The sequence below is a fragment of the Virgibacillus sp. Bac330 genome, from assembly GCF_003667845.1.
GTDB classification, from domain to species: domain Bacteria; phylum Bacillota; class Bacilli; order Bacillales; family Amphibacillaceae; genus Virgibacillus; species Virgibacillus chiguensis.
Map to the genome: position 1 here is coordinate 1,494,678 of NZ_CP033048.1, position 26,410 is coordinate 1,521,087.

General features: G+C 36.1%; 23 protein-coding genes. 21 read left to right on the top strand and 2 right to left on the bottom strand.

All coding sequences use genetic code 11. The features are described 5' to 3' along the window. From D9780_RS06905 to D9780_RS06920, 4 genes are all read left to right on the top strand, one after another. Entirely contained in the window at positions 1-747 is a 747-nt protein-coding gene (locus D9780_RS06905) for a class I SAM-dependent DNA methyltransferase (protein ID WP_121639715.1), read from the top strand. Positions 748-939: 192 nt separating this feature from the next. Next, positions 940-1,548: a ComEA family DNA-binding protein gene (locus D9780_RS06910; protein WP_073004520.1), complete on the top strand. Its 609-nt coding sequence runs from the start codon at positions 940-942 to the stop codon at positions 1,546-1,548. Between the two features lie 78 nt (positions 1,549-1,626). Next, positions 1,627-2,205, top strand: a complete 579-nt coding sequence (locus tag D9780_RS06915; protein ID WP_073004518.1) for a ComE operon protein 2 — start codon at positions 1,627-1,629, stop codon at positions 2,203-2,205. Between the two features lie 2 nt (positions 2,206-2,207). Next, on the top strand, positions 2,208-4,478 hold the full coding sequence (locus D9780_RS06920; protein ID WP_121639716.1) for a DNA internalization-related competence protein ComEC/Rec2: 2,271 nt from the start codon (positions 2,208-2,210) through the stop codon (positions 4,476-4,478). A gap of 556 nt (positions 4,479-5,034) precedes the next feature. Here the strand turns inward: D9780_RS06920 and D9780_RS06925 are convergent. Next, positions 5,035-5,169 carry a YqzM family protein gene (locus D9780_RS06925; RefSeq protein WP_072740890.1) on the bottom strand — a complete coding sequence of 45 codons (135 nt, stop codon included), beginning with the start codon at positions 5,167-5,169 and terminating at the stop codon, positions 5,035-5,037. A gap of 536 nt (positions 5,170-5,705) precedes the next feature. Between D9780_RS06925 and holA the strand changes: the two genes are divergently transcribed. Next, entirely contained in the window at positions 5,706-6,731 is a 1,026-nt protein-coding gene (gene holA / locus D9780_RS06930; protein ID WP_121639717.1) for a DNA polymerase III subunit delta, read from the top strand. A gap of 401 nt (positions 6,732-7,132) precedes the next feature. Here the strand turns inward: holA and rpsT are convergent, their stop codons facing one another. Next, positions 7,133-7,399, bottom strand: coding sequence for a 30S ribosomal protein S20 (gene rpsT, locus D9780_RS06935; protein ID WP_073004513.1), 267 nt, complete (start codon positions 7,397-7,399; stop codon positions 7,133-7,135). Between the two features lie 285 nt (positions 7,400-7,684). On the opposite strand from rpsT, the gene gpr reads away from it, so the two are divergent. The 16 genes from gpr to D9780_RS07015 all read left to right on the top strand — a co-directional run bounded on the left by gpr (position 7,685) and on the right by D9780_RS07015 (position 26,368). Next, positions 7,685-8,791: a GPR endopeptidase gene (gpr, locus tag D9780_RS06940; protein WP_256359891.1), complete on the top strand. Its 1,107-nt coding sequence runs from the start codon at positions 7,685-7,687 to the stop codon at positions 8,789-8,791. A gap of 404 nt (positions 8,792-9,195) precedes the next feature. Next, on the top strand, positions 9,196-10,359 hold the full coding sequence (gene spoIIP, locus D9780_RS06945; protein ID WP_121639718.1) for a stage II sporulation protein P: 1,164 nt from the start codon (positions 9,196-9,198) through the stop codon (positions 10,357-10,359). A 12-nt stretch (positions 10,360-10,371) separates the two neighbouring features. Beyond that, positions 10,372-10,683: a hypothetical protein gene (locus tag D9780_RS06950; RefSeq protein WP_073004509.1), complete on the top strand. Its 312-nt coding sequence runs from the start codon at positions 10,372-10,374 to the stop codon at positions 10,681-10,683. Between the two features lie 434 nt (positions 10,684-11,117). Beyond that, the gene (lepA, locus tag D9780_RS06955) at positions 11,118-12,926 is read left to right on the top strand and encodes a translation elongation factor 4 (protein WP_073004507.1); all 1,809 of its coding nucleotides are present in this window, start codon (positions 11,118-11,120) and stop codon (positions 12,924-12,926) included. A 187-nt stretch (positions 12,927-13,113) separates the two neighbouring features. Beyond that, positions 13,114-14,268, top strand: coding sequence for a radical SAM family heme chaperone HemW (gene hemW, locus D9780_RS06960; RefSeq protein ID WP_121639719.1), 1,155 nt, complete (start codon positions 13,114-13,116; stop codon positions 14,266-14,268). Positions 14,269-14,592: 324 nt separating this feature from the next. Beyond that, entirely contained in the window at positions 14,593-15,624 is a 1,032-nt protein-coding gene (gene hrcA, locus D9780_RS06965) for a heat-inducible transcriptional repressor HrcA (protein ID WP_073004496.1), read from the top strand. A gap of 169 nt (positions 15,625-15,793) precedes the next feature. Further along, positions 15,794-16,402, top strand: a complete 609-nt coding sequence (gene grpE, locus D9780_RS06970; RefSeq protein ID WP_121639720.1) for a nucleotide exchange factor GrpE — start codon at positions 15,794-15,796, stop codon at positions 16,400-16,402. 29 nt (positions 16,403-16,431) lie between these two features. Continuing rightward, the gene (dnaK, locus tag D9780_RS06975) at positions 16,432-18,273 is read left to right on the top strand and encodes a molecular chaperone DnaK (protein ID WP_073004493.1); all 1,842 of its coding nucleotides are present in this window, start codon (positions 16,432-16,434) and stop codon (positions 18,271-18,273) included. Between the two features lie 192 nt (positions 18,274-18,465). After that, complete coding sequence (gene dnaJ / locus D9780_RS06980) at positions 18,466-19,593, top strand: molecular chaperone DnaJ (RefSeq protein ID WP_116277513.1); 1,128 nt, start codon at positions 18,466-18,468, stop codon at positions 19,591-19,593. Positions 19,594-19,877: 284 nt separating this feature from the next. After that, positions 19,878-20,825, top strand: a complete 948-nt coding sequence (gene prmA, locus D9780_RS06985) for a 50S ribosomal protein L11 methyltransferase (RefSeq protein ID WP_121639721.1) — start codon at positions 19,878-19,880, stop codon at positions 20,823-20,825. A gap of 15 nt (positions 20,826-20,840) precedes the next feature. Next, the gene (locus D9780_RS06990) at positions 20,841-21,599 is read left to right on the top strand and encodes a 16S rRNA (uracil(1498)-N(3))-methyltransferase (RefSeq protein WP_121639722.1); all 759 of its coding nucleotides are present in this window, start codon (positions 20,841-20,843) and stop codon (positions 21,597-21,599) included. Further along, entirely contained in the window at positions 21,599-22,951 is a 1,353-nt protein-coding gene (gene mtaB / locus D9780_RS06995; protein WP_073004487.1) for a tRNA (N(6)-L-threonylcarbamoyladenosine(37)-C(2))-methylthiotransferase MtaB, read from the top strand. The genes D9780_RS06990 and mtaB overlap by 1 nt, the downstream gene beginning before the upstream one ends. 223 nt (positions 22,952-23,174) lie before the next feature. Next, positions 23,175-23,843 (top strand): deoxyribose-phosphate aldolase, encoded by a 669-nt coding sequence (deoC, locus tag D9780_RS07000; RefSeq protein ID WP_073004485.1) that lies wholly within the window; start codon positions 23,175-23,177, stop codon positions 23,841-23,843. Between the two features lie 136 nt (positions 23,844-23,979). After that, positions 23,980-24,156, top strand: a complete 177-nt coding sequence (rpsU, locus tag D9780_RS07005; protein ID WP_019377991.1) for a 30S ribosomal protein S21 — start codon at positions 23,980-23,982, stop codon at positions 24,154-24,156. Between the two features lie 14 nt (positions 24,157-24,170). Beyond that, positions 24,171-24,620 (top strand): GatB/YqeY domain-containing protein, encoded by a 450-nt coding sequence (locus tag D9780_RS07010; protein WP_073004484.1) that lies wholly within the window; start codon positions 24,171-24,173, stop codon positions 24,618-24,620. A gap of 413 nt (positions 24,621-25,033) precedes the next feature. Further along, positions 25,034-26,368 carry an NfeD family protein gene (locus tag D9780_RS07015; protein ID WP_073004482.1) on the top strand — a complete coding sequence of 445 codons (1,335 nt, stop codon included), beginning with the start codon at positions 25,034-25,036 and terminating at the stop codon, positions 26,366-26,368. Positions 26,369-26,410 lie beyond the last annotated feature (42 nt).

A 26,410-nucleotide genomic window follows, 5' to 3' on the forward strand; every position in this document is an offset into this window, starting at 1 on the left:
ATGGTATATGAAAGAATGGCTGACAGCTATGACCTATTTATGGAAAACGCTCCATATGATAAATGGTTGCAATGGACAGAGCAACTCTTAAAAGGAAGAGAAGTTCAATGTATAGCAGATGTAGGTTGCGGTACAGGGGAGATTACTCGGCGACTTGCGCAAGTTTATCCGCATGTAGTTGGGGTGGACTACGCAGTAGATATGTTGTCAAAGGCAGAAAGAAAGTGTAGAGATACGGGCACATCTATTCAATGGGTTTGTCAAGATGTAAGGTCACTAAACGGCATAACTGGTCTCGATGCCGTTGTTAGTTTTTGTGATGTAATTAACTATATAACAACTGAACAGGAGTTAGCACGCACGTTTCAGAACATTTATGATGCGCTTAGTGAAAAAGGAGTTTTTTTATTTGATGTCCACGCATTATCGTTTGTCATGGAAAACTATATAAACGAAACGTTTGCTGATGTTACTGAAGAAGCTAGTTATATTTGGTTTTGTTTAGCGGGGGAACACATTGGTGAGATGTATCATGAGCTAACTTTTTTTTCAAAAAACGGAAAGGGTACTTACTCGCGATTTGATGAAGTTCATCATCAACGCACTTTTTCTGTAGATTTTTATAAAAAATTATTACAGCAAAAAGGCTTCCAAAATATAAAAGTGTATGGTGATTTTTCTATAAAAGCTAATAGTGTTGATGAAAACACAGCTCGAATTTTCTTTTTTGCTGAAAAGAGTGAATAAAAATGCTTTTTTTAAGCAAAGAGGAGTTTTTATAACTGCTGTGGAAGTAAATTATACAGCAGTTATTTGCTCTAGTTTTTTATAAAAATTTGCTTATGGCCAAATCTCTATGGCGAAAAAAGCTGTCGTTTAGCTTATGCTAAAAAACGCTGAGATTCTATGCTTATGTGCAAGAAAAAGGAGTGATTCCCCTTGTACACAAATAAAGTAAAACGTATTCTTTTTATCATTGCTATTCCTATAGCAATCATTGTGGTTCTCCTCATAACGAGTGGCGAAAAAGATGAGGATGAAGCGGAAAGGAAGGTTGATGTGAATGATCAACCAATAGATCCTAGCCTGCCTTCATCTACTGGGCAAGAAAAAGATGTTACTTCTTCCATATATGTTGATATTAAGGGAGAAGTAAAGAACCCGGGAGTGTATGAGATGGATACGGAAGAACGTGTCATTGATGCGATTGAAACTGCTGGCGGATTTACAAACAATGCAAATGAGTCTCTCGTGAATTTAGCCCAAAAAGTTCATGATGAAATGGTTATTGATGTATTGCCCGTTGGCGCCAATGGAACACCAGCTTTAACGAATGGGCAACATACGGATATTTCTAAAATTAGAATTAATCAAGCTACTGTTGAGGAGATTGAAGCCTTAAATGGAATTGGGCCAGCAAAAGCAGAAGCAATTGTGCAATACCGAGACGAAAATGGTCCTTTCCAACAAATTGAAGATTTATTAGAAGTCTCTGGGATTGGCGAGAAAACATTAGAGTCACTTGAAGACGATATTCAAGTACCATAGTAACTATCAAAATAATCCTATGCTAAATTAGCATGTAGTAGAAATTCTTTAAAACAGAAATTAAAGGGGGAGATAGGAATGGAACGCATTTCATGGGATCAATATTTTATGGCACAAAGCCATTTATTGGCTCTTCGTAGTACGTGTACAAGACTGATGGTCGGTGCCACTATTGTAAGAGATAAACGAATAATAGCTGGTGGTTATAATGGCAGTGTGTCAGGGAGTGTCCATTGTATTGATGACGGTTGTTACGTCATTGATGGACATTGTGTGAGAACGATTCATGCTGAGGCAAATGCATTACTACAATGTGCAAAGTTTGGTGTTCCTACAGATGGTGCTGATATTTATGTCACTCATTTTCCGTGTTTACAATGCTGTAAACAGTTGATACAATCGGGTATACAAACAGTAATTTATGCAGAGGATTATCATAATCATCCATACGCTGTTTCTCTATTTTCGGAAGCGGGCGTAAAAACAAAAAAAGTAGAACTTGATGATGTTAAGGTTGATACGAATTACATGGAAAAACAAGTATTTGTAAAACAACTTCTTCAAAAAATGGAAGAAGGAGTGCTAGAAGCGGATGAGTTAAGAAACTTAAGCGAAGATGCTATACGTCTGTTTCAATTAGATGTCCAAGGAGATTAAATGTGAGTGGGCATTGGCATTTTGTTGCATCTGCTGCTTTGATAAGTATGCTGGCTAAGTTAACGAATTTGCACAGTCTTGCTTTCATTCTATTTATGGTATGGATATGTTATTTATTCTACAAGAAGTGGATAGCCATCCTTACTGTGATGCTATCCATTCTATCTCTTCTCTTTTTCCACTTTTATCTTCCGGAACTCCCTAATCATAACACACTCTCTCCTCCTAATGATCCAACAACAATATCTGGCACGATTATAAGTTCTGTTGAAAAGTCTTCTTCCCGCCTTACTTTTACGATCCTTGATAAACAAACAGATGAAAAAATCGCAGTCGCCTATTTTTCAGACGAGGAGATCGATTATAACGAAGCTATACGGTATGGCTCTGTATGTTCATTTACTGCAGAATGGAACGTACCAGACGCTGCTACAAATCCGGGACAATTTGACTATCGTAAGTATTTATTATCACAAAAAATAAAGTATGAAGCAAAGTTAACCGACATTGATTCATTAAAATGTATAAGTAAAACAGGTTTAATGCAGGTTCTTAAAGGAGTTAGACATAAGGTGCTCGGATATATAGATAGGCGTTTAACTAATGAAACGGCTGGATGGATGCGAGCACTTGTGTTTGGAGATGATTCCTATATAAGTGAAGACACCGTAGCATTGTTTGAACGTTGGGGGTTGAGTCACCTACTTGCTATTTCTGGTTTACATGTGGGGATTGTAGTTGGGCTAGTATATTTTTTGTTAATTAAATTAAACCTACTCACAAAGGAGTGGGCGCAGTGGGTTATCCTTATATCTTTGCCTTTGTATGCTATTCTTGCTGGTGGGGAGCCCTCCGTTTTACGGGCGAGTTTAATGGCTTGTGTGGGTATTATCCTACATAAAACAGGCTGGAAATGGAATGTTACAGATATTTTAAGTTTGATATTTTTGTTTTTGCTTGTTACAGATAAATATATGATGTATCAAGTTGGCTTTCAGCTATCCTTTGCAGTAACATTTGCTTTGCTATTGTCCAAACAAATATTATTACAGTCGAAGAGCCGCTTTGCTCAAGTGTTATCTATTAGCTTTATTGCTCAAATTGCCATTTTACCAATTCAATTTTATTACTTCTCTTTATTTCAGCCTGCTTCCATATTTGTAAATTTGCTTATGGTTCCGTATTACTCCGCTTTTGTAATTCCTATCATGTTTTTCATGCTTATTTTGCTACCTTTCCCTTGGATTTCTTTGTTGGATACTTGGTTTTTAAACATTCACAAAATAGCGATGCAAATAGTTTATTGGTTTGATGAATATGTACATTACCCTATGGTGAGCGGTCCATTACCTTGGATAATAGTACTTACCTATTACGTCTTGCTATTTTGTTTTATGCAATTATGGGAGAAAGCAAAATTAAAACAAGCTTTTAGTTTTGCGGTCATGCTTGTTTTGTTATTAACGCTAAATGGTTTACGTCCTTATTTATCACCATATGGGACAATTACGATGCTAGATATTGGGCAAGGTGATGCATTTGTTGTTGAATTGCCTTATCGTAAAGGAACGATATTTATTGATGCTGGGTCGTCTTTTTCATTTCAAGAACAAGCACCTTCAGACCGGGTACATGATCAAATTATAAAGCCATATTTATATTCTCGAGGAATTCAGCACTTAGATGCTATCATCTTAACCCACGAGGATACAGATCATATTGGAAGTGTATCTTACCTACTGGAAGATTTTGCAGTAAATACGGTTGTAGTTAGCCCTTTTTTTAGTACCAAGGCGTTGTATTTGCTGCAACTCACAGAGGACGTGGAACTAGCCACCATAAAAGGGAATTCAAAAGTGACTATCGCTGGTCATTGGTTTAATGTTCTTGCCCCAATTCAAGATAACAATGATACAAATGGAAACTCCATTGTATTGCATACAACGTTGGGAGGAAAAGAATGGTTATTTACTGGTGATATTTCAAAAAAAGAAGAAAAGAAGATAGTGAAACAATATCCAAATTTGTCTGTAGATGTTTTAAAAATTGCTCATCATGGCAGTGACACATCCACGGATAGACAAGTTCTTTCACAACTTTCACCAGAGATTGGTTTGATTTCTGTAGGAAGGGACAATCTTTACGGACACCCTCATCAAGACGTGATGCAAAGACTTAAAGAACAAGGAGTAACAATATTGCGTACAGATTTACATGGCGCTGTTCAATATCGATTCAAAGGGAAGGAAGGTCATTTTATAATTAGAAAATAACGTAAATCTTGAAGTAAACAAATTTTTTAGTTTCGTGCTTCAATTCACCCTTACCTTCCATCAAAATATTAGGTATGAAGAACGAAATAACATGCAAGAGCATATACTTTATTAGGTTAGCAAAAGTGTTTGATTAGAAGCAAGCCATTTATTGTCACCATGCAATGAGAAAAGCTCGGCTTATTGTTAAAATCGTTCTACAGCTTTTATGTACGATAAAACACTCTCCTATAGTAAAGAACAAAGGCTCAGGGCGCCCGGTTAGCAACGTAGCGACTGGAACGAATCAACGAAAGTTTTAGGAGTTATGCTCCTGCAACAGGAGTATGCCGGCGCCCTCCGGCAAGCCCGTCTTTAGTCGGCCTTCTTATTTAGAACGAACCGATGATGACTTAGCTTAAGGCAATGGAGTGAAGTCGCCTAGTTGCTGGGCGCTGGAGCCGGACGTGGCTAAATAACTTAGTAAGTTTATCCACAGCTGCAAAATTTTATAAATTCCTAGACCAATAAAAAAGAGACTGTAAACAGTCTCTCTTTATGTAAGCTACTTATTACATTAAGATCCAAGCACACTAATGGTTACCCCGATTGCAAAAATTAACAAAAAGAATACAAATGAAAATGTAAAGCCTTTAATGTTATCAACGACGTCATTTGTTTTAGACTGAATGTCTTTTTCAAATTCGTTCATGTTAACCCCTCCCATATCACCAATAGTATAAGCCAAATCATTTAAAAAATCCAGTTTTCATTTATTGTAACATATAAACGTTTTCATACCAAAACTAGAAAGACTTAACATCCATAATTTATAACAGAAAGGACATGATAGAAATAAGTCAAATATCGTTTAGTGAATAGTTCCTAGGGCTTTTCGCTAAGCGTTTATATAGATTAGGGAGGGAATGCCTTTGTTTATTTGTAAGCATCCCTCTCTGTTGTTTTTTATGCTCCACATAAGCTGATATCCGAACGTTTAAGAATTGGAAGCTACAAGTTGGAAAAGTCATATGAGATTTGAGTTTTGCCGTAATTACGGCTTGTGCTAGCAATGAATGTAGATGAAGAGAATCCTTATTGTTGTAAAGTATGCAAACGAAAAAAATCGCTATAGTTTATGCTAGTTTGTGGTACACGAATAGCGTTTTTCTATGTTTAGTCTTGCCATTCTCACTCAGACGATTTACCATGGTGTAAGAAGATAGGTTTAAAAAATGGAGTGAAAATATGGATTACATAGAAGTAGTCAAACAATTAAATAAGAAACAGCTAGCACCTCTATATTTAGTTTATGGAACTGAATCCTTTTTTATACAACAATTAAAAAATAAATTAAAACGAGTTACAATTAACGATGATATAGATAATTTAACCGTGTATGATTTAGAGGAAACTCCGATTGAAGATGTCATTTCTGATGTGGAGACCTTTCCATTTTTTGGTGAACGTAAACTAATTATTGCGAATAACGCTTCATTTTTAACAGCAAAACAGGGAAAAAATGCAGTAGAGCATCAGTTGGAAATTCTGGAAACATACGTATCAAATCCTGTAGATTATTCTATTTTACTAATTATTGCTCCATATGAGAAGTTAGATGAAAGGAAAAAAATAACAAAATCATTAAAAAAACAGGCTACAGTTGCCCATTGTAGAGAAGTAAAAGAGTATGAATTACGAAAATGGATGAAACAACTGGCAGATCAACTGAAAATTGAGATAACAGATGAAGTATATGATATGCTCGAAGCAGAAATTTCAACTAATCTGCATCTTTTGGAAAGCGAATTACATAAATTTTCTTTGTATGTCGGAGAAGGTGGTGTGGTAACGAAAGAAATCGCGAATCAATTATTGTCTCATACTGCTACAAGCTCATCGCTTCGACTGGCGGATGCAGTTATGAAAAGGGATTTAACTCAGGCAATTGAAATTTATAAAGATTTAGAAAAACAAAAAGAAGAACCAATCGCTTTGGTAGGTTTGCTTGCATTTCAGTTTCGTATCTTGTTAAGAGTGAAGCTTTTAAAACAGAAAGGCTATACGCAGGGACAGATGGTCAAACAACTTGGTGCCCATCCATATGTAATTAAATTAGCTTTAGAGCGTGAAGCGAAATTTACAGTGAGGGCGCTACACTATTTTATGAATCAGCTTGCAGAAGCAGATAGTATAATGAAGCAAGGTGGTATGGAAAAAGATGTAGCATTTGAAATGCTTTTATATCAATTAGTGAAACGAAATGGTGCTTAAAACATCAATACTATCACTATCTCCTTAACGACTTGGTGATTTTTCTCAGCTATATACCTATCATTACGATGCTGTAATCCATAAACTTTCCTATATTGTAAATTAAAAACGATCCATAGCGGATCGTTTTTTATTATCTAGAAAATTATAAAATTTTGCAGCTGTGGATAAACTAACTAAGTTATTTAGCCACGTCTGGCGCAAGCGCCCAGCAACTAGGCGACTCACGAAATAACCCTACGCTAAGTCATCATTGGTTCGTTCTAATTAGGAAGGCCAACTAAAGACGGGCTTGCCGGGGGGGCGTCGGCATACTCCTGTTGCAGGAGTATAATTCCTAAAACTTTCGTTGATTCGTTCCAGTCGCTACGTTGCTAACCGGGCGCCCTGAGCCTTTGTGCTTATGCGCCAAGCTGGTTAATTTTGTTAGCTAGACGTGATTTTTGACGGTTCCCGAAATTTTGATGAACGACGCCTTTTTGTACAGCTTTATCGATTGCTTTTTTAGCTACGTTATAAGCAATGCTTGCATTTTCTTTATCATTTGCTTCAATTAACTTTTCAACATGTTTGATATGAGAACGCATAGCTGATTTTTGTGTATTGTTATTTGAACGCTTTTTTCTATTTGTATCAACACGTTTAATTGCAGATTTAATATTTGCCATTGACTTCACCTCCTAAAACTTCACCTTCATCGATTATATCTCGGTTATAATCCAAAAACAAATCGTTATGTGACTCTATGTTTTTGTCTATCGACAAAAGTCATTTTACCAAAGCAAGCGCATGTTTTCAAGTAACCTCTATACTTGAGTACGATTTTAATGTTTAAAAAGTGCTGTTTTTTTCATTTTCTAAGTCAATTTACCTAAATCATTATGATATTGCGACATGTATGAGTTTTATCTTATTGTTTACACTAAAAGCAAAATGGAAAAAGGGTGATTGTCTTGGGGCAACGGAATAAGCACATAGTACCTTACCAAGTAAGGACTGATTTAGCAGTAGAAGCGAAAGATATGTATGTAGAGAAGCAAGAGCAATCGGAAAAATCATTAAAAGGTGTGAATATTAAAGAAAAAGAGAAAGACGGTGTAAAAGTTTCTTATGTAAATATTGATCAAACGGGCGCTAAAATGCTGCAAAAAAAACCTGGAACGTATATCACAATTTATGCAGATGGGGTAAAACGTCAAGATACAGATAGGCAACACTTGGCAGCTCAAGTTTTAGCAGAGGAACTAGAGGAACTTCTAAGTGCAAATGGAATTCCCCCGGATGCTAAAGGACTTATTGTTGGTCTAGGCAATTGGAATGTAACTCCTGATGCACTTGGTCCAATGACAGTAGAGAAAGTTTTGGTTACCAGTCATTTGTTTCGTCTAGAGCACGAGACAGTTTCAAGTGGGTATCGATCAACGGCAGCAGTTACACCAGGGGTTATGGGAGTAACAGGAATTGAAACAAGCAATATTATTTTCGGTATTGTGGAAAAGTTTGAACCAGATTTTGTTATTTGTGTGGATGCACTTGCTTCACGATCAATAGAAAGAGTGAATGAGACCATTCAATTGTCTAATACAGGCATACACCCAGGATCTGGTGTAGGAAATAAGCGGAAAGAAATTAGCTATGAAACATTAGGAATACCTGTTATGGCAATCGGCGTTCCTACAGTCGTTGATGCAGTAACGATTGCCAGTGATACGATCGATTTTATCTTAAAACATTTTGGTAGGGAATGGCGAGAAAAAGATGCACCTTCAAAAGCTTTAACTCCGGCTGGTCTAGCATTTGGGGACCGTAGTTTAAGTGCTGATGATATGCCGGAAAAAGAAAAGCGTGAGACATTTCTTGGAGTAGTAGGTGGTCTTGAAGATGAAGAAAAAAGACAGCTTATTTCAGAAGTGCTTACTCCTTTAGGGCATAATTTAATGGTTACACCAAAAGAAGTAGATGGATTTATGAAAGATATGGCAACTGTTCTTGCTAATGGAATAAACGCAGCACTTCATGAGAAGATCGACGTAGATAATGTTAGTGCTTATAGCAGATAGAAAAGCGAATAAATCGAATACATTGACATAATTCTAATGAATAATATTCGATGTAAATAAGCATAGAGATAGTAGATCCGAACTTTAATGGTACGGATTAAAGTTCGGATTGTTTTGTGTTGTAAAAGAATCCCATTGAGATTTTCTGTCTCGCACGAAGAAAAAGAGTATACATACTGTTTTTTAATTAGTGCCAAGTCTTTCTAATTCTAAGTTAGAAACTGCTAGAGAGGAAATCCCAACTTATGAAGAATTTACTTTATAGAAGTGGAATTGGTGGTTCTAGTTTTTGAAAATCCAACATAGAGTAATTTAGAAGAGTTAATAGTTTAAGAGGTCGATCTATTAAAAGGGGCTGCGTATACTTGTTAACATAGATAGCATGTAAAAGAAAGGATGAAAGCATGAGAGCAAAGGCTGTACGTGTTTTTTTACCTAAGAGTAGCGTGTATATTATTGGCTTTATATTTTTATTTTTATTTATTGCAGCGATGACAGCGATAAAACCCGCATACAGGTTATCATCAGAAATGATAACAGAATGGACAAGTGATTTAGATAGCTCTTTCTTTTATTATTTACTGAGCAAAGAAAATCGTGCATTTGATGAAGGTTTTCTTGCTGAGAAAGGGGAGCCTGATGTAATCAATACCTTATTTCAAATGGTTACTAGTTTAAAGCCGAATGATCCGAGAAGTCTATTAAGAAATGAAGTGCCGGGTTTTTCTCATTTTGATAATCGAATGATTGTAGCTGGTCAAGGGACTGACTTTACAAATTTCCCTATAGAATCATCGCCTCCTTTGAAAGAAGTTTTAAAAGAAAGGCAAGCTATAATAGAGGGTAGTGAAGAAGAAGGAAAAAAAGAAGCGAAAAAAAATCAAGAGCGTAATGAAGCTACACCGTCTACTGGAGATAGACAAGTGGTTTACTTATACAATTCACATAACAGAGAATCGTTTTTACCGCATTTACCTGGTGTAGAAGATCCGAATGAAGCACATCATAAAGAAGTAAATATAACAAAAGTGAGCGATCACCTAGCAAAATCACTAGAAGAAAACGGCATTGGGACGATAGTCGAAAACAAGGATATTATGAATGAATTAAACGATAAAGGGTGGGGTTACGGAAAATCGTATCAAGCTTCTAGACAAGTTGTAGAGGAAGCAATGGCAAATAATAAGGACATGCAATATGCATTTGATTTACATCGGGATTCCATTGGTAGAGATAAAACGACTGCAAAAATAAATGGAAAACCTTTTGCCCGTCTTATGATAGTAATTGGCGCAGAACATGCTGAATATGAAAAAAATCAGAAGCTAGCAACAAAGTTACACTACCTATTAGAACAACATTACCCAGGGTTAAGTAGAGGAGTTTATACCAAAAAGGGCGCAGGTACAAATGGGGTTTTTAATCAGGATTTATCGAATAATGCACTATTATTTGAATTTGGTGGCGTTGAGAATAACTTGGACGAGCTTTATCGTTCTGCTGATGCACTCGCCGATGTATTTAGTGAAATGTTTTGGGACGCAGAGAAGGTTGATACGTCATCCTAGGAGGTGTAAAAAATGGCTCGTGCTATGATTGTACTACTTTTATTAGCAGTTTGTTTTTTAGCGGGTGTTGTTCACGGGAATAATGGGGTTGGTCATGAAGAAGCAGATTCTGTTTTTCAGGCGCAGGATGTAATAGGTTCAGATGAACTAGATAATGAAAAAAATATAAAGTCAGTTGCAGAAAGGAATCCTGAGCAACAAGTCCAACCTGATGTGCCAGCGCCATCTACTGAAAAAACGGCTTCTGTTTTAGAAGCTAGTATTACTGGCTTTTTTGAAGCAGTAGTAACAATATTGTATCAAATAGCAGAGTTGTTTTTTTAGCACTACTAGAAAAGTATGATGCTATTATAACTCAGTTGTTACATTTTTTGTAGAAATTTACGGTTTATCGTAAAACAAAACAAAGCTTATTGTCATAAATACATGACAATAAGCTTTGTTTAGAATACAAATACTGGGAAAAGGGAAATAAATCTCGCAATTTTTTACTCGAAGTGAAATAGAAATACGTTGTTCCTTTTTAAACTCGTAAAAAGCTATGTTTTTTATTACATCCAAAGAATATAATTGATTTATGTAAGAGTTCTAAAAGTGAGAGGATTTTTGGTATGGTAATTAGTTGACAGCTTAAGCGCATCATTGTTCTTGAATATCATTGTTTCTATTGCTATAATCTAACCTAGTCATTCTCGTCGATAATTAAGGTTTTCTACAAGTAAAGAGGCTGGTAGAAAAAGTAGGAGTGAACATCATTAATGGCAGAAATTCAAAGAAATGTGCGTAATTTTTCAATTATCGCTCATATTGACCATGGAAAGTCAACGTTAGCTGACCGTATTTTAGAGCGTACAAAAGCTATTACGCAACGAGAAATGAAAGATCAGCTTTTAGATGCAATGGATTTAGAGAGAGAACGTGGTATTACCATTAAATTAAATGCTGTACAACTGAATTATCAAAGTAATGCTGGAGAAGAATACCTTTTTCATTTAATTGACACACCTGGTCATGTTGATTTTACATATGAAGTATCCAGAAGTCTTGCTGCTTGTGAAGGTGCTATTCTAGTTGTGGATGCAGCACAAGGAATTGAAGCACAAACACTAGCTAACGTATATTTGGCATTGGATAACGATTTGGAAATCATACCCGTAATTAATAAAATTGATTTACCAAGCGCAGATCCAGAACGGGTGAAACAGGAACTTGAAGATGTCATCGGTATCGATAAAGATGATGTTATTTTAGCTTCTGCGAAAGCGAATATAGGAATTGATGAAATCTTAGAACGTGTTATTGAGGCGATCCCTGCACCTGAAGGCGATTCAGAAGAACCCCTTAAAGCATTGATTTTTGATTCTATGTACGACCCGTATCGCGGAGTTATAGCTTATGTTTGTATTAAAGAAGGCTCTTTGAAGGTTGGCGATAAAATCAAGATGATGGCCACTGGAAAGGAATTCGAAGTGAATGAATTAGGTGTTTTTAGACCAAAACCAGTAAATAAAGACGAATTGATTGTTGGAGATGTAGGATACTTAACTGCTTCCATAAAAAATGTTGGGGATTCAAGAGTTGGTGATACGGTTACATTAGTAGAACGCCCAGCTAAAGAACCATTGCCTGGATATAAACGTTTAAATCCAATGGTCTTTTGTGGATTGTATCCTGTAGATTCCAAGAACTATAATGATTTACGAGAAGCTTTAGAACGTTTAGAATTAAACGACTCATCCCTACAATATGAAGCTGAAACATCGCAAGCGCTAGGTTTTGGTTTTCGTTGCGGATTTTTAGGGCTATTGCATATGGAAATCATTCAAGAGCGCATTGAAAGAGAATTTAACATTAGTCTAATTACTACGGCTCCAAGTGTTATTTATGAAGTAGAGCAAACGGATGGGACAACAATCAACGTTGATAATCCAGCATTTATGCCGGACCCACAACAGATTAAAGAAGTAAGAGAGCCTTATGTGAAAGCAACGATAATGGTTCCAAACGAATATGTCGGTTCTGTTATGGAAATTGCTCAAAAAAAGCGCGGTCAATTTATGGATATGGAATATTTAGATGATATTCGTGTTAATGTTATTTACCATATTCCGTTGTCAGAGATTGTGTATGATTTCTTTGACCAATTAAAGTCGCAAACGAAAGGCTATGCTTCATTTGACTATGACTTAATTGGTTATCAGGCATCCAAGCTAGTTAAAATGGATATTTTATTAAATGGGGATACAATTGATGCACTATCGTTTATTGTTCACAGGGACTTTGCTTATGAACGCGGTAAGCATATTGTAGACAAATTAAAAGATCTTATCCCTAGACAGCAATTTGAAGTCCCGGTACAAGCGGCAATTGGTAACAAAATCATTGCTAGATCTACTATTAAAGCAATGCGAAAAAATGTTTTATCCAAGTGTTATGGTGGGGATATTTCAAGAAAGAGGAAACTATTGGAGAAACAAAAAGAAGGAAAAAGACGGATGAAGATGGTTGGTTCTGTTGAAGTACCTCAAGAAGCATTTATGGCTGTTTTGGAAATGGATGATAATTAAATAAATTTAACGTTCTACTGCCATATTGTAATTATTGTGAAGTGTTGGCGGTAGAACGTTTTTTATCGTTTTTATTGCTAGTTTGATTGAAGAATTGCACTATGTTAGAAATAAAATCATAGTAGCGCGTATTTAGCTCAAGTTTTATATAAGCATTGCTAATTTGATTTTAAAGAAGGAGCATTTTATGATACCAATACATTCTGTCTATATTCATATCCCATTTTGCCAACAAATATGTCATTACTGTGATTTTACGAAGTTTTTTTATAATGAACAATTGGCAAATGATTATGTTGATGCGTTAAAAAAAGAAATGTCTACCTACGTACCTGAAAAGGAAAAGAAAGTAAAGACGATTTTTATCGGAGGTGGAACGCCTACTGCTTTAACCGTTCCGCAGTTAGAGGCTGTTCTCCGTCATATTGCAGAAATATTCGATCTTCATGAATGTGAAGAATTTACCATTGAAGCAAACCCTGGAGATTTCAGCAAAGAGAAGGTTGCTTTGCTAAGAGCCTATGGGGTGAATCGAGTTTCACTTGGTGTACAAGTGTTTGATAATGAGATGTTAAAGACACTTGGAAGAATTCACACTGTAAAAGATGTGTATGATACCGTTTCATTATTACAAGATTATGGAATTCATAACATCAGTACTGACTTGATATATGCCCTTCCGAATCAAACAGTTACTCATTTTAAAGACTCATTAACAAAGGCTATGAACTTGGATTTGCCACATCTTTCAACATATGCTTTGCAAATTGAACCTAAAACCGTTTTTTATCAGCGTTATAAAAAAGGAAATCTCCCTCGACCACCTCAAGAAGATGAGGTAAGAATGTATGATATTTTAAAAACAACTGCGGCGAAAAACGGCTTAAATCAGTATGAAATTAGTAATTTTGCTAAGCGAGGTTTTGAAAGCAAACATAATTTGACATATTGGAATAACAATTTTTATTATGGGTTTGGGGCAGGAGCGTACGGTTATCTACCTGGCAAACGATATGGTAATATTCGACCTTTACCGGCTTATATTAAACAAGTTAACAAAGATGGAAAACCTGTTTTACATGTAGATACAATTGGGAAAAAAGAGCAAATAGAAGAAGAAATGTTTCTCGGTTTACGTAGAATGGAAGGGGTAAGCAAACGTCAGTTTACACATAAATTTGGTGTATCTATGGATAAATTATATCGTCCATCTATAGATGAACTTGTGCAACGTGGATGGTTACTAGAGCGAGAAGACCAAATAGCATTATCAGAAGAAGGTAAAATAGTAGCTAATGAAGTATTTGAAAGGTTTTTGTTAGACGATCTGGTATTTGGATAGATACAAAATAGCTTGTGTAGTAGATGTATATACACCGATTATTTATGATAAAAATGACATTGAAGTAAAATTGATGAAGATACGTTATAGCTAAAATAATGCGTTGTGTATTGGCGCTGTTGTTTGTTTGTATGAACAGTAGAAAGACAGTAATCTCCTACTAAACATGTAATTTTTATTACAAATAGGATAATCTTTTGGCTGCTTCATTAAAAAGATTTCTAATTGCTTTCATGCCATTTTATTGACAAAAAAATGTGGATTTGATAATTTATTATTAGCATTAGCACTCGAAAGCAATGAGTGCTAACAGAGGTGATCATCATGTTAACAGAAAGGCAGTTATTAATTCTACAAGTCATAATTGATGATTTCATCGAGTCGGCACATCCAGTTGGCTCACGTGCTATTGCCAAGAAAGAAGTGATTCCATATAGTGCTGCTACCATTCGTAATGAAATGGCAGATTTAGAAGACCTGGGATTTCTTGAGAAAACTCATTCTTCATCAGGACGCATTCCTTCTGAAAAAGGATATCGTTATTATGTGGACCACCTCATTTCACCAAATATCCTACACCAAGAAGGCAATGTAATTAAACACATGATTCAAGATGGTTTTTTTGAATTTGAACAAATTGTACAAATGTCTGCAGAAGTATTATCAAAGTTGACCAACTACACTTCCATCATACTGGGGCCTGAAATCTTTGAAACAAAACTGAAACAAATTCAAATTATACCTTTGTCAGTCAGTACTGCCGTAGCGATACTCGTTACAAATACAGGTCATGTAGAACATCGTGCATTTTCTATTCCAGAAGAAATAGATAGTTCAGACCTAGAGAAAATGGTAAATATTTTAAATGATCAGTTGCATGGTGTTCCAATTTTGCAGTTGGCTGAAAAATTTAATGCGGGAATTGAAGCGATGATGCAGAAGTATGTTTCCGATTTAAATAACTCCTATCAACATTTAAAAGGAGCATTCTTACAAGATCATCCTGTCAAATTATATATAGGCGGAAAATCCAATATGTTAATGCAACCAGAGTTCAATGATGTTGATAAGATACGAGCATTTTACACCATGATTGAAAATGAAGATGAGATAGTGAATTTATTAAAGCAATCTAGCGAAGGCATTAAAGTATCTATCGGTCAAGAAAATGATGTTGCAGCGATAAAAGATTTGAGTTTAATTACTGCCGCTTATCATTTAGGAGAAGGGCAAATGGGGACAATCGCATTACTTGGTCCCACGAGAATGGAATATCGCAAAGTAATTTCATTATTAAGTATCCTTTCGAATGAAATGACAGACGTATTATATACGAGATATAAAGATGAAGATTAACTTATACGTTAGGAAGCTTTGATGGCTCTGCGTCCTCTGTAGCAGTTTCTTCGTCATCAATAAGCTACGTTGTACTAATAAAACGTGCGTTAGGAAAGAAAAAATAATGAGCCCCTATTGTTTCGTTCTCAGTCTAGAACGTGTTATAGTGTATGATGGTTAGTTTAAAATGGAGGTGTCAGGCGTGGAGGAACAGGAAAAAAACACAAATACCGCTACTGAAAATGATGATAAACAGGAAGAAGTAGTGGAAGAAGCAGCGGAATCTGTAGAAGTATTAGATAAAGATGATACAGACGAAGCGAATGACAGTGACGCAGATTCAGAACTACAATCAAAAATAAAAGCACTTCAAGCAGAAAAAGAGGAACTTTATCAAAAGTTACTTCGTGTTCAAGCTGAATATGATAATTTCAAAAAGCGCACGGTCAAAGAGCGTGAAGCAGCTCTTAAATATCAATCACAGGATTTAATTCAAGAATTACTACCTGCTTTAGATAACTTCGAGCGTGCCTTACAAGTTGAAAAAACAGAAGCCACTGCAAGTATAATTGATGGTATATCGATGGTTTATAAGCAAATAAAAGATGCGTTAGCTTCTCAAGGCGCTGAAGAAATTACAGCTGTTGGGGAAGAATTTGATCCAAATGTACATCATGCTGTTATGCAAATAGAAGCTGAAGATAAGCCATCAAATATCGTTGTAGAAGAATTGCAAAAAGGCTATAAATTAAAAGATCGTGTTATTCGACCAGCAATGGTAAAAGTAAATAAATAATCGTCTTGCTAGCTAAGGAGGAAATGACAATGAGTAAAATAATTGGTATTGACTTAGGTACAACAAACTCTTGTGTCGCAGTAATGGAAGGTGGCGAATCTGTTGTTATCCCAAACCCTGAAGGGAACCGGACAACGCCTTCTGTTGTAGCGTTTAAAAATGGGGAAAGACAAGTTGGGGAAGTGGCAAAGCGTCAAGCAATTACCAACCCAAATACGATCCAATCTATTAAACGTCATATGGGCACAGATTACAAGGTAAAAATTGAAGATAAAGAATATACACCACAAGAAGTGTCAGCTATTATACTTCAACACCTTAAGTCTTATGCAGAAGACTATATTGGAGAAAAAGTAGAAAAGGCTGTTATTACAGTTCCAGCATATTTTAATGATGCAGAACGTCAAGCTACGAAAGATGCCGGTAAGATTGCAGGTTTGGAAGTTGAACGGATTATTAATGAACCTACAGCAGCAGCGTTAGCATATGGAATCGATAAAGAAAATGAAGATCAAACAATTTTAGTATATGATCTAGGTGGAGGAACATTTGACGTTTCTATTTTAGATATTGGCGACGGTACATTTGAAGTTGTTTCTACAGCTGGAGATAATCGTCTAGGTGGTGACGATTTTGACCAGGTTATCATTGACCATATGGTACAAGAATTTAAGAAAGAAAATGGCATTGATTTATCCAAGGATAAAATGGCTACACAACGTTTGAAAGATGCCGCTGAAAAAGCGAAAAAAGAACTATCTGGAGTATCACAAACACAAATCTCTTTACCGTTTATTACAGCGGGTGAGGCGGGTCCTCTACACTTAGAAATGACTTTAACAAGAGCGAAATTTGAAGAACTCTCTTCTGATCTTGTTGAGCGTACGATGGTCCCTACTCGCAAAGCATTATCAGATGCAGATTACACAGCTAATGATATTGACAAAGTTATTTTAGTTGGCGGTTCTACAAGAATTCCAGCTGTTCAAGAAGCTATTAAACGTGTCATCGGTAAAGAACCATCTAAAGGGGTAAACCCAGATGAAGTTGTTGCGCTTGGCGCAGCTATTCAAGGTGGTGTTCTGCAAGGTGATGTAAAAGATGTTGTATTATTAGACGTAACGCCACTTTCTTTAGGTATTGAAACAATGGGTGGTGTAACAACCAAACTTATTGAACGAAATACAACCATTCCAACAAGTCACTCACAAATCTTTTCAACAGCAGCTGATAACCAAACAGCCGTTGATATTCATGTATTGCAAGGTGAACGTGAGATGGCAGCTGATAACAAGACATTGGGTCGTTTCCAATTAACTGACATTCCACCAGCACCACGTGGAGTTCCACAAATAGAAGTAACTTTTGATATTGATGCAAATGGTATTGTCAACGTCCGCGCTAAAGATTTAGGTACAAATAAGGAGCAGTCTATTACCATTAAATCTTCTTCTGGTCTTTCTGATGAAGAAGTAGAAAAAATGGTAAAAGAAGCGGAAGAAAATGCAGAAGCAGATAAGAAACGTCGTGAAGAAATTGAATTGCGTAATGAAGCTGATCAACTAATCTTTACAACGGATAAAACAATTAAAGATCTTGGAGATAAAGTCTCTGATGAAGAAAAACAAAAAGCAGAAGCTGCTAAAGAAGAGTTGAAATCTGCACTTGAAGCAGATGATATGGATAAGATCAAAGAAAAGAAAGAAGCATTACAAGAACAAGTGCAACAGCTTTCTGTTAAATTGTATGAGCAAATGGCACAAGAACAACAAGCTCAACAAGATTCACAAGAGTCAAATAGTGACGATGATGATGTTGTGGATGCAGAATATCAAGAAGTAGATGATAAAGAAGACAAAGATAAAAAATAAGTACGAAGAACGGAAAAATGAATGAAAGAGTAGATGTTTTCTCTACATCTATTCGGTACTATAAAAGTCAAAGTCAGGATTCTCTTGGCTTTGACTTTTTACACGTTGATCTATATGCGTATATTTGCACACGCTTATAGATGGTGGTAAGATAAAAGCTATGCAAAAGTGTGTAACGGGGAGAGTGATCAAGTGAGTAAACGAGACTATTATGAAGTCCTTGGAGTTGAAAAGGGAGCGTCTAAGGATGAGATAAAAAAAGCGTATCGTAAATTAGCAAGAAAATACCATCCAGATGTTAATAAAGAAGCAGGTGCTGCTGATAAGTTTAAAGAAGCAAAAGAAGCTTATGAAGTATTAAGTGATGACCAAAAAAGATCTCAATATGATCAATTTGGCCATGCTGGACCACAAAGCCAAGGTTTTGGAGGATTTGGTGGTGCGCAAGATTTCGGTGGTGGTTTTGGTGATATATTTGACATGTTTTTCGGAGGTGGAGGTCGAAGAAGAGACCCAAATGCTCCTCAACAAGGAGCGGATTTGCAATATACGATGCAATTAGGTTTTGAAGAAGCTATTTTTGGAAAAGAAGCAGATATCACCATTCCAAAAGAGGAAACATGCGATACTTGTACAGGTACAGGAGCTAAGCCTGGAACAAAGGCAAAAACTTGTTCACATTGTAATGGATCAGGTCAATTGAATATGGAACAGAATACGCCGTTCGGTAAGGTAGTTAATCGCAGAGTGTGTCATCATTGCAATGGATCAGGTAAAATTATTCCAGACAAGTGTACTACATGTGGCGGTACTGGAAGAGTGAAGAAACGTCGTACCATTCATATTTCGATACCAGCTGGAATAGATGAGGGGCAACAAATTCGCGTGTCAGGTAAAGGAGAAGCGGGAGTTAATGGTGGCCCTCCAGGCGACTTATTTGTTGTTGTACAAATTAAACCACATGATTTCTTCAGCAGAGAAGGCGACGATATATATTGCGAGCTACCTTTAACTTTTGCACAAGCTGCTCTTGGTGATGAAGTAGAAGTACCAACTGTGCATGGAAAAGTGAAGCTTAAGATACCTGCTGGAACCCAATCGGGCAAAATTTTTCGTTTAAAAGGCAAAGGTGCACCAAATGTGAGAGGTTACGGTCATGGAGATCAGCATATTAAAGTGAAAGTAATAACACCTACGAAATTGACAGATCGCCAAAAGGAATTATTGCGTGAATTTAATCAAATTGGTGGTAACGAAGCGGCAGATGAACAAGATAGTTCCTTATTTGAACGTTTTAAAAAAGCATTTAAAAGTGAATAGCTGTGTGCTTCCACACAGCTATATAAAAGTTACATTGTAGCAGTGAAACAGTTCAAATGATGTCCAATGTATAATTAAGCAAAATACTATCATAAATGGTTAGCAAAAGGTGTAGGCAATACCATTATTTCCATAGGAAACGAGGCAAAAGCCGAGTTTCCTTTTAACACTATAAAAAAGGATAAATTTTTTAAGGTAATCATATAAACAAAACGACGGTTTTTATCGTCATAAAGACTTGATGACATGCCTTCGTTTTTCTAATAAGAAAAGGGTGTATCCATATGAAGTGGTCAGAGCTTTGTATCCATACGACAAATGAAGCGATTGAACCAATATCGAACATTTTACATGAAAACGGAGCTAGCGGTCTGGTGATTGAAGATGCGATGGATTTAGTAAGGGAGCACACCTCCACATTTGGAGAAGTATATGAATTAGATCCAGAACAATATCCTGACGAAGGGGTTTATATAAAAGCTTATCTTCCTATGAATAGTTTTCTCGGTGAGACGGTAGAAGAAATTAAACAGGCCATAAATAATTTAATGTTATACGATATTGATTTAGGCAGAAACCAAATCACATTAAGTGAAGTTCATGAAGAAGAATGGGCAACTGCTTGGAAAAAGTATTATAAGCCTGTGAAAATATCAAAAAAAATTACGATAAAACCGACGTGGGAAGCATATCAACCTGTAGATACAGATGAAATGATTATTGAATTGGATCCAGGTATGGCTTTTGGTACAGGGACTCATCCGACTACAGTACTAAGTATTCAAGCGTTAGAACAGTTCCTAAAGGAAAATGATACAGTAATAGATGTCGGTTCAGGGTCAGGTGTTTTAAGTATTACAGCGGCTTTACTAGGTGCTAATCATGTCTATGCGTACGATCTAGATGATGTTGCCGTAAACAGTACGGTGTTAAACGCTAAAGTAAACAATGTAGAAATGAAAATTACTGCTAAACAAAAAAATTTATTAGACCATGTTACAGTAGAAGCAGATTTGATCGTTTCTAATATTTTAGCGGAAATAATTGTTCGATTTGTTGAAAAAGCATGGAGCCAACTAAAACCTGGAGGTCATTTCATTACCTCAGGTATAACGCAGGCTAAAAAACAATTCGTCAAGCAACATTTGGAACAACAAGGGTTTGAAATAATTCAGAGCAATGAATTAGAAGATTGGGTTTCGCTTGTTGCACGTAAACCTAGTTATGAGTAGAAGAAGGTGAAACTATTGCAGCGATATTTTGTACCTGCACATACATGGGCTGATAAAACCATTAAGATTACTGGAGATGATGCGCACCATATTATGCGTGTTATGCGATTCCAAGTAGGAGATGAAATTATTTGTAATCATCCTGATGGACAAGCGGCTATTTGTAAGATTACAATCTTAGATAATCAGGTAGTTTTTGCTGACATTGTCAGTTGGTTAAATGATCATACGGAATTACCAGTAAATGTCGCAATTGCTCAAGCATTGCCAAAAAGTGATAAGCTGGAATGGGTTTTGCAAAAAGGGACGGAACTAGGGGCAAATTGTTTTTTACCTTTTCAAGCAGCTCGTTCCATTGTAAAATGGGATGAGAAGCGGAAAGATAAGAAATTAAAGCGATGGCATAAAATTGTTAAAGAGGCAAGTGAACAAAGTCACCGGAACAAGATCCCTACTGTTGAACCTTGTAGGGGGCTTAAAGAAGTAATTGAAGTTGGAAAGAATTTTGATGTCATGTTATTTGCTTATGAAGAAGAGGCTAAGGCTGACCACTATCAATCCTTAGGGTCTGTGTTGCAAAGAATTCAAAATAGACAAAGTATACTTATTTGCATTGGTCCTGAAGGCGGTTTTTCAAATGAAGAAGCGAACATGCTAAAAGAAAATAAATTTAAACCAGTTCGACTTGGACCAAGAATTTTAAGAGCAGAAACTGCTGCTTTATATACATTAGCAAGTATTTCGTACCACTTTGAAGAAATGAGGTGTTCATGATGCCAACCGTAGCTTTTCATACATTGGGTTGTAAAGTAAACCATTATGAAACAGAAGGTATATGGAACATGTTTAAGGAACAGGGTTATGAGAGAGTTGATTTTGATCGTAATTCTGATGTATATGTGATTAATACATGCACGGTTACAAATACAGGAGATAAGAAAAGTAGACAGGTTATACGTAGAGCGATTCGAAAAAACCCAGACGCTGTTGTGTGCGTTACTGGTTGTTATGCACAAACTTCTCCAGGAGAAATCATGGAAATTCCTGGGGTGGATGTAGTTGTGGGTACGCAGGATCGAAAACATATGATCCATTATATTGAACAGCATAAAAAATCAAAAGAACCAGTAAATGGCGTTTCTAATATAATGAAGAATAGAGTCTTTGAAGAAATGGATGTACCTGACTTTTCTGATCGTACTAGGGCTTCTTTGAAAATTCAAGAAGGATGTAATAATTTCTGTACTTTCTGTATTATTCCGTGGTCACGTGGGCTCTTACGCTCAAGGGATCCACAAAATGTACTTGAACAAGCGCAAAAGCTTGTAAATGCAGGATATAAAGAAATTGTATTAACTGGTATTCATACGGCAGGATATGGAGAAGATATGAAAGACTATAATTTTGCCATGCTCCTACGTGATTTAGAAACAAAAGTTGATGGATTAAAACGAATTCGTATTTCATCCATTGAAGCTAGTCAAATCACGGATGAAGTGATAGAAGTGTTGGATAAATCTGAGAAAGTCGTTAGCCATTTGCATATTCCATTACAATCAGGCTCGGACTCTGTCTTAGCAAGAATGCGTAGAAAATATTCAAGTTCTTACTATAAAGAAAAAGTATTGAACTTAAAGAAGGCTCTGCCTGGTTTAGCGATAACGTCGGATGTTATTGTCGGTTTTCCAGGGGAAACAAATGAAGAATTTCAAGAGACTTATGATTTTATTAAAGAAATTGGTTTTTCCGAATTGCATGTTTTTCCTTATTCTCGAAGAACAGGGACACCAGCAGCAAGAATGGAAAATCAAGTTGATGATGAAGTAAAAAACAACCGCGTTCATCAATTAATCGAATTATCGAATCAGCTGGCTAAAGCATATGCGACAAATTATGAAAATGAAGTATTAGAAGTAATACCAGAAGAACATTCACATGATGAAGAACACCCTAATCAATTAATCGGCTATACAGATAACTATTTAAAGGTCGCTTTTTCTGGTACACCAGATATGATTGGAAAACTTGTGCGTGTGAAAATTATAAAAGCAGGCTACCCGCTTAATCAAGCAACATTTGTCAAAGTGTTAGATGAAACGGCATATGATAAAGTAGTCACATATTAATTGCAACATTTCAGCAACAAGAACAAAACTTTGAAAGTTTTTGTTCTTGTTGCTGGTTTTTGTTTTATTTAGTAAATGTTTAGGAATAAAGTATATAACATATTAAATATAACAAAAATATGAAAAGAGAAAGCAGTTTCAAGTCATTAATAGATTTCTTGCATAAATAATGCTATATTAGTGAAGAGGTACGTACAACTAAGTGAAGAAGGGAAGATTTTAATTGGAAAATTTAGCAACATACATTGACCATACGCAATTAAAGCCTGACACTACAAAAGAAAAAATAGCTCAAATTGTAAAAGAAGCGAAGGAGCATCATTTTGCATCTGTCTGTGTAAATCCATATTGGGTTGCTTACTGTTATAATGAGTTAAAAGCAACACAAGTTAAAGTTTGCACCGTCATTGGCTTCCCGTTAGGAGCAACTACTACATTTTCTAAAGTGGCAGAGACAAATAAAGCGATTGAAGATGGAGCTACAGAAGTAGACATGGTTATCAATATTGGTGCTTTAAAATCAGGAGATAAGCAAACAGTTCTAAATGACATAGAAGCAGTTGTGCAAGCAGCAAGTGGCAAAGCCCTTACGAAGGTTATTATTGAAACATCTTTGTTAACAGATGAGGAAAAGGTAATTGCTTGTCAACTAGCCAAACAAGCAAAGGCTGATTTTGTTAAAACATCGACAGGTTTTTCTGGTGGCGGAGCAACTGTGGAAGATATTCGTTTAATGCGAGAAACTGTAGGGCCAGATATGGGAGTAAAGGCTTCTGGTGGAGTTCGAGATTTAGCAACAACGAAAGCAATGATAGAAGCAGGTGCAACAAGAATTGGCGCAAGCGCTGGTGTGGCTATTTTAAACGATGAACAAGGAGATAGCACATATTAATATGCATAAATTAATGGTTATTTGGAAACAATCAGTTGACCAAAATAAAGTATTATATTATACTTTAAAAAGCATGTGAATTGAAAGTCATATGCTAGTACAATCTGTTTTGTGCTTCGGAGGGAGGGAAATTAGCATGTCAAATACAACTCGCGTTCGTAAAAACGAGTCTCTTGAAGATGCTCTTCGTCGCTTTAAGCGTAGTGTATCCAAAAGTGGTACATTGCAAGAATATCGTAAGCGTGAACACTACGAAAAACCAAGTGTGCGTCGCAAAAAGAAATCTGAAGCTGCTAGAAAGCGTAAATTCTAAAGAGGGTGTAATCAGTGACATTACTCGAAACATTAAACCAAGATATGAAGCAGGCGATGAAGAACAAAGATAAACAAACCCTTAGTGTGATTCGCATGGTAAAAGCTTCTATTCAAAATGAAACCATTAAACTTGGAAAAGACTCATTATCAGAAGACGAAGAAATTTCGATCTTGTCGAGAGAAGTAAAGCAAAGAAAAGATTCCCTCCAAGAATTCAAATCAGCGAGTCGCGATGATCTTGTTCAACAAGTTGAATTAGAATTAGATATTCTGCAAACATATATGCCAAAACAGCTTACGGATGAAGAGCTGGAGGCAATAGTTAAATTAACAATTGAAGAAGTGAACGCAACTTCCAAAAAAGATATGGGAAAAGTAATGAGTGCAATTATGCCAAAGGTTAAAGGTAGAGCAGATGGCTCACAAATTAACAAACTTGTACAAAAACAGTTAAGTAACTAAAAAAAAGACCCTAGTCAAAAGATTGATTAGGGTCTTTTGTTACTAAAACAGCCTATTTTAATTGAACGTAATGAAATAACGATGTGCTTTTAGCTCATGACCTTCCTCTCATCTTCTTTTGTAATCGTTTAGGAAACAGCCTTTTTTTCATCATATAAGTACCGCTTTATACTTGTGCAAATTAACGCTTATTCCTATTATTATCCACATGTCTTTGTAATATGATTTTTCCATTCTTGCACGTATACTCTTATTATAGGAAATTCGGTTGGAATAGCAATGGAATGTAACTTACATAATAGATAGTATAGAACGTTTATTTATGATATATTTTAATAAATTTGGGTGAATTGAAACCTTTGCACTTCAAATTCCGTATAGACATGATACATCATTGAAGGAGGTGAACGAACATGACTGCTAAAAAAGTGTATACATATATTTTTGTTTTATGCGTGTTTTTAGTCACTATATTCAATGTTGGTGCTGGCGTAGATGCTAATACCGCCAGTCATAAAACAGTCCATATTATCCCAATAGAAAAAGAAGTAGAAAGAGGCCTGCAGGCATTTTTAGATAGAGCGACCGAAGAAGCATTAGAAGAAGGCACTGATCATATTATTTTTGAGATTAATACACCAGGAGGAAGAGTAGACTCGGCTGGAGAAATTGCTACGATTTTACAGGACTTAGATGTTCCCACTACTTCATTTATTGTGAATCGTGCTTTATCAGCGGGCTCTTACATTGCTTTAAATACAGATACAATATATATGCGTCCCCAAGCAACTATGGGAGCTAGTGGTGTCATCACATCAGATGGTAATGCAGCTAATAAAAAAGCCCAATCTGCTTGGATAGCCTCCATGAAGAGTGCGGCTGAATCAAAAGGAAGGGATCCTCAATATGCGATGGCTATGGCTGATGAGTCTATTGATCTTCCGGAACTAGATGCAGGGAAGGGTAAGTTTCTAACTTTAGGTCCATCACAGGCATTAGAAGTAGGGTATTCAGAAGGTACTGTTGATAATAGGGAAGAGTTATTGCAACAATTGAGTTTAGAGAACGCAACAGTTATGGAAAAAGAGCCAACATTAGCAGAAGAAGTAGCTAGATTTTTAACAAATCCCGTAGTAATTCCAATTTTACTATCTATTGCTAGTTTAGGGCTTGTTGTAGAACTGTATTCACCTGGATTCGGTGTAGCTGGAATTATGGGACTTATTTCGCTTGTATTATTTTTCTATGGACATATTGTGGCTGGTTTAGCTGGTATGGAAGCAGTTATCTTACTTATATTAGGCATTGGACTCATTATCGCAGAGTTTTTTGTGCCTGGTGGTATATTAGGTTTAATTGGTGCAGGTGCGATTATTGGCTCGTTATTTATGTCAGGATATGATATAGGTCATATGTCGTTAAGTATAGGAATTGCATTCTTATTATCATTAATTGTTTCTATTATTCTTTTCAGAAGAATGGGTATGGATAAAGGGATTTTCAGACATATTATACTTAAAGATCAAACAACAACGGAGCAAGGATACGTATCTTCAGTAAATCGCTTAGAATTAATCGGTTTAGAAGGCATTACCGTTACTCCACTTCGCCCTTCTGGTACAGCTGTATTTGATCAAGAACGTCTGGATGTAATTTCAGAAGGTCGATTTATTGATGGAAATAAAAAAGTTAAAGTTGTAAAAGTAGAAGGTGTACGTATAGTAGTACGCGAAATAAAGGAGGTTTAACTTCTATTCGTGTGGAAAGAAACATTCAGGCGAATGGTTAGT

What these genes read in the sequence shown, in the direction of transcription:
- D9780_RS06905 (WP_121639715.1), top strand. Translation starts at nt 1, where the DNA reads ATGGTATATGAAAGAATGGCTGACAGCTATGACCTATTTATGGAAAAC.
- D9780_RS06915 (WP_073004518.1), top strand. Translation starts at nt 1,627, where the DNA reads ATGGAACGCATTTCATGGGATCAATATTTTATGGCACAAAGCCATTTA.
- D9780_RS06925 (WP_072740890.1), bottom strand. Translation starts at nt 5,169, where the DNA reads ATGAACGAATTTGAAAAAGACATTCAGTCTAAAACAAATGACGTCGTT.
- holA (WP_121639717.1), top strand. Translation starts at nt 5,706, where the DNA reads ATGGATTACATAGAAGTAGTCAAACAATTAAATAAGAAACAGCTAGCA.
- rpsT (WP_073004513.1), bottom strand. Translation starts at nt 7,399, where the DNA reads ATGGCAAATATTAAATCTGCAATTAAACGTGTTGATACAAATAGAAAA.
- spoIIP (WP_121639718.1), top strand. Translation starts at nt 9,196, where the DNA reads ATGAGAGCAAAGGCTGTACGTGTTTTTTTACCTAAGAGTAGCGTGTAT.
- D9780_RS06950 (WP_073004509.1), top strand. Translation starts at nt 10,372, where the DNA reads ATGGCTCGTGCTATGATTGTACTACTTTTATTAGCAGTTTGTTTTTTA.
- lepA (WP_073004507.1), top strand. Translation starts at nt 11,118, where the DNA reads ATGGCAGAAATTCAAAGAAATGTGCGTAATTTTTCAATTATCGCTCAT.
- hemW (WP_121639719.1), top strand. Translation starts at nt 13,114, where the DNA reads ATGATACCAATACATTCTGTCTATATTCATATCCCATTTTGCCAACAA.
- hrcA (WP_073004496.1), top strand. Translation starts at nt 14,593, where the DNA reads ATGTTAACAGAAAGGCAGTTATTAATTCTACAAGTCATAATTGATGAT.
- grpE (WP_121639720.1), top strand. Translation starts at nt 15,794, where the DNA reads ATGGAGGTGTCAGGCGTGGAGGAACAGGAAAAAAACACAAATACCGCT.
- dnaK (WP_073004493.1), top strand. Translation starts at nt 16,432, where the DNA reads ATGAGTAAAATAATTGGTATTGACTTAGGTACAACAAACTCTTGTGTC.
- prmA (WP_121639721.1), top strand. Translation starts at nt 19,878, where the DNA reads ATGAAGTGGTCAGAGCTTTGTATCCATACGACAAATGAAGCGATTGAA.
- mtaB (WP_073004487.1), top strand. Translation starts at nt 21,599, where the DNA reads ATGCCAACCGTAGCTTTTCATACATTGGGTTGTAAAGTAAACCATTAT.
- rpsU (WP_019377991.1), top strand. Translation starts at nt 23,980, where the DNA reads ATGTCAAATACAACTCGCGTTCGTAAAAACGAGTCTCTTGAAGATGCT.
- D9780_RS07015 (WP_073004482.1), top strand. Translation starts at nt 25,034, where the DNA reads ATGACTGCTAAAAAAGTGTATACATATATTTTTGTTTTATGCGTGTTT.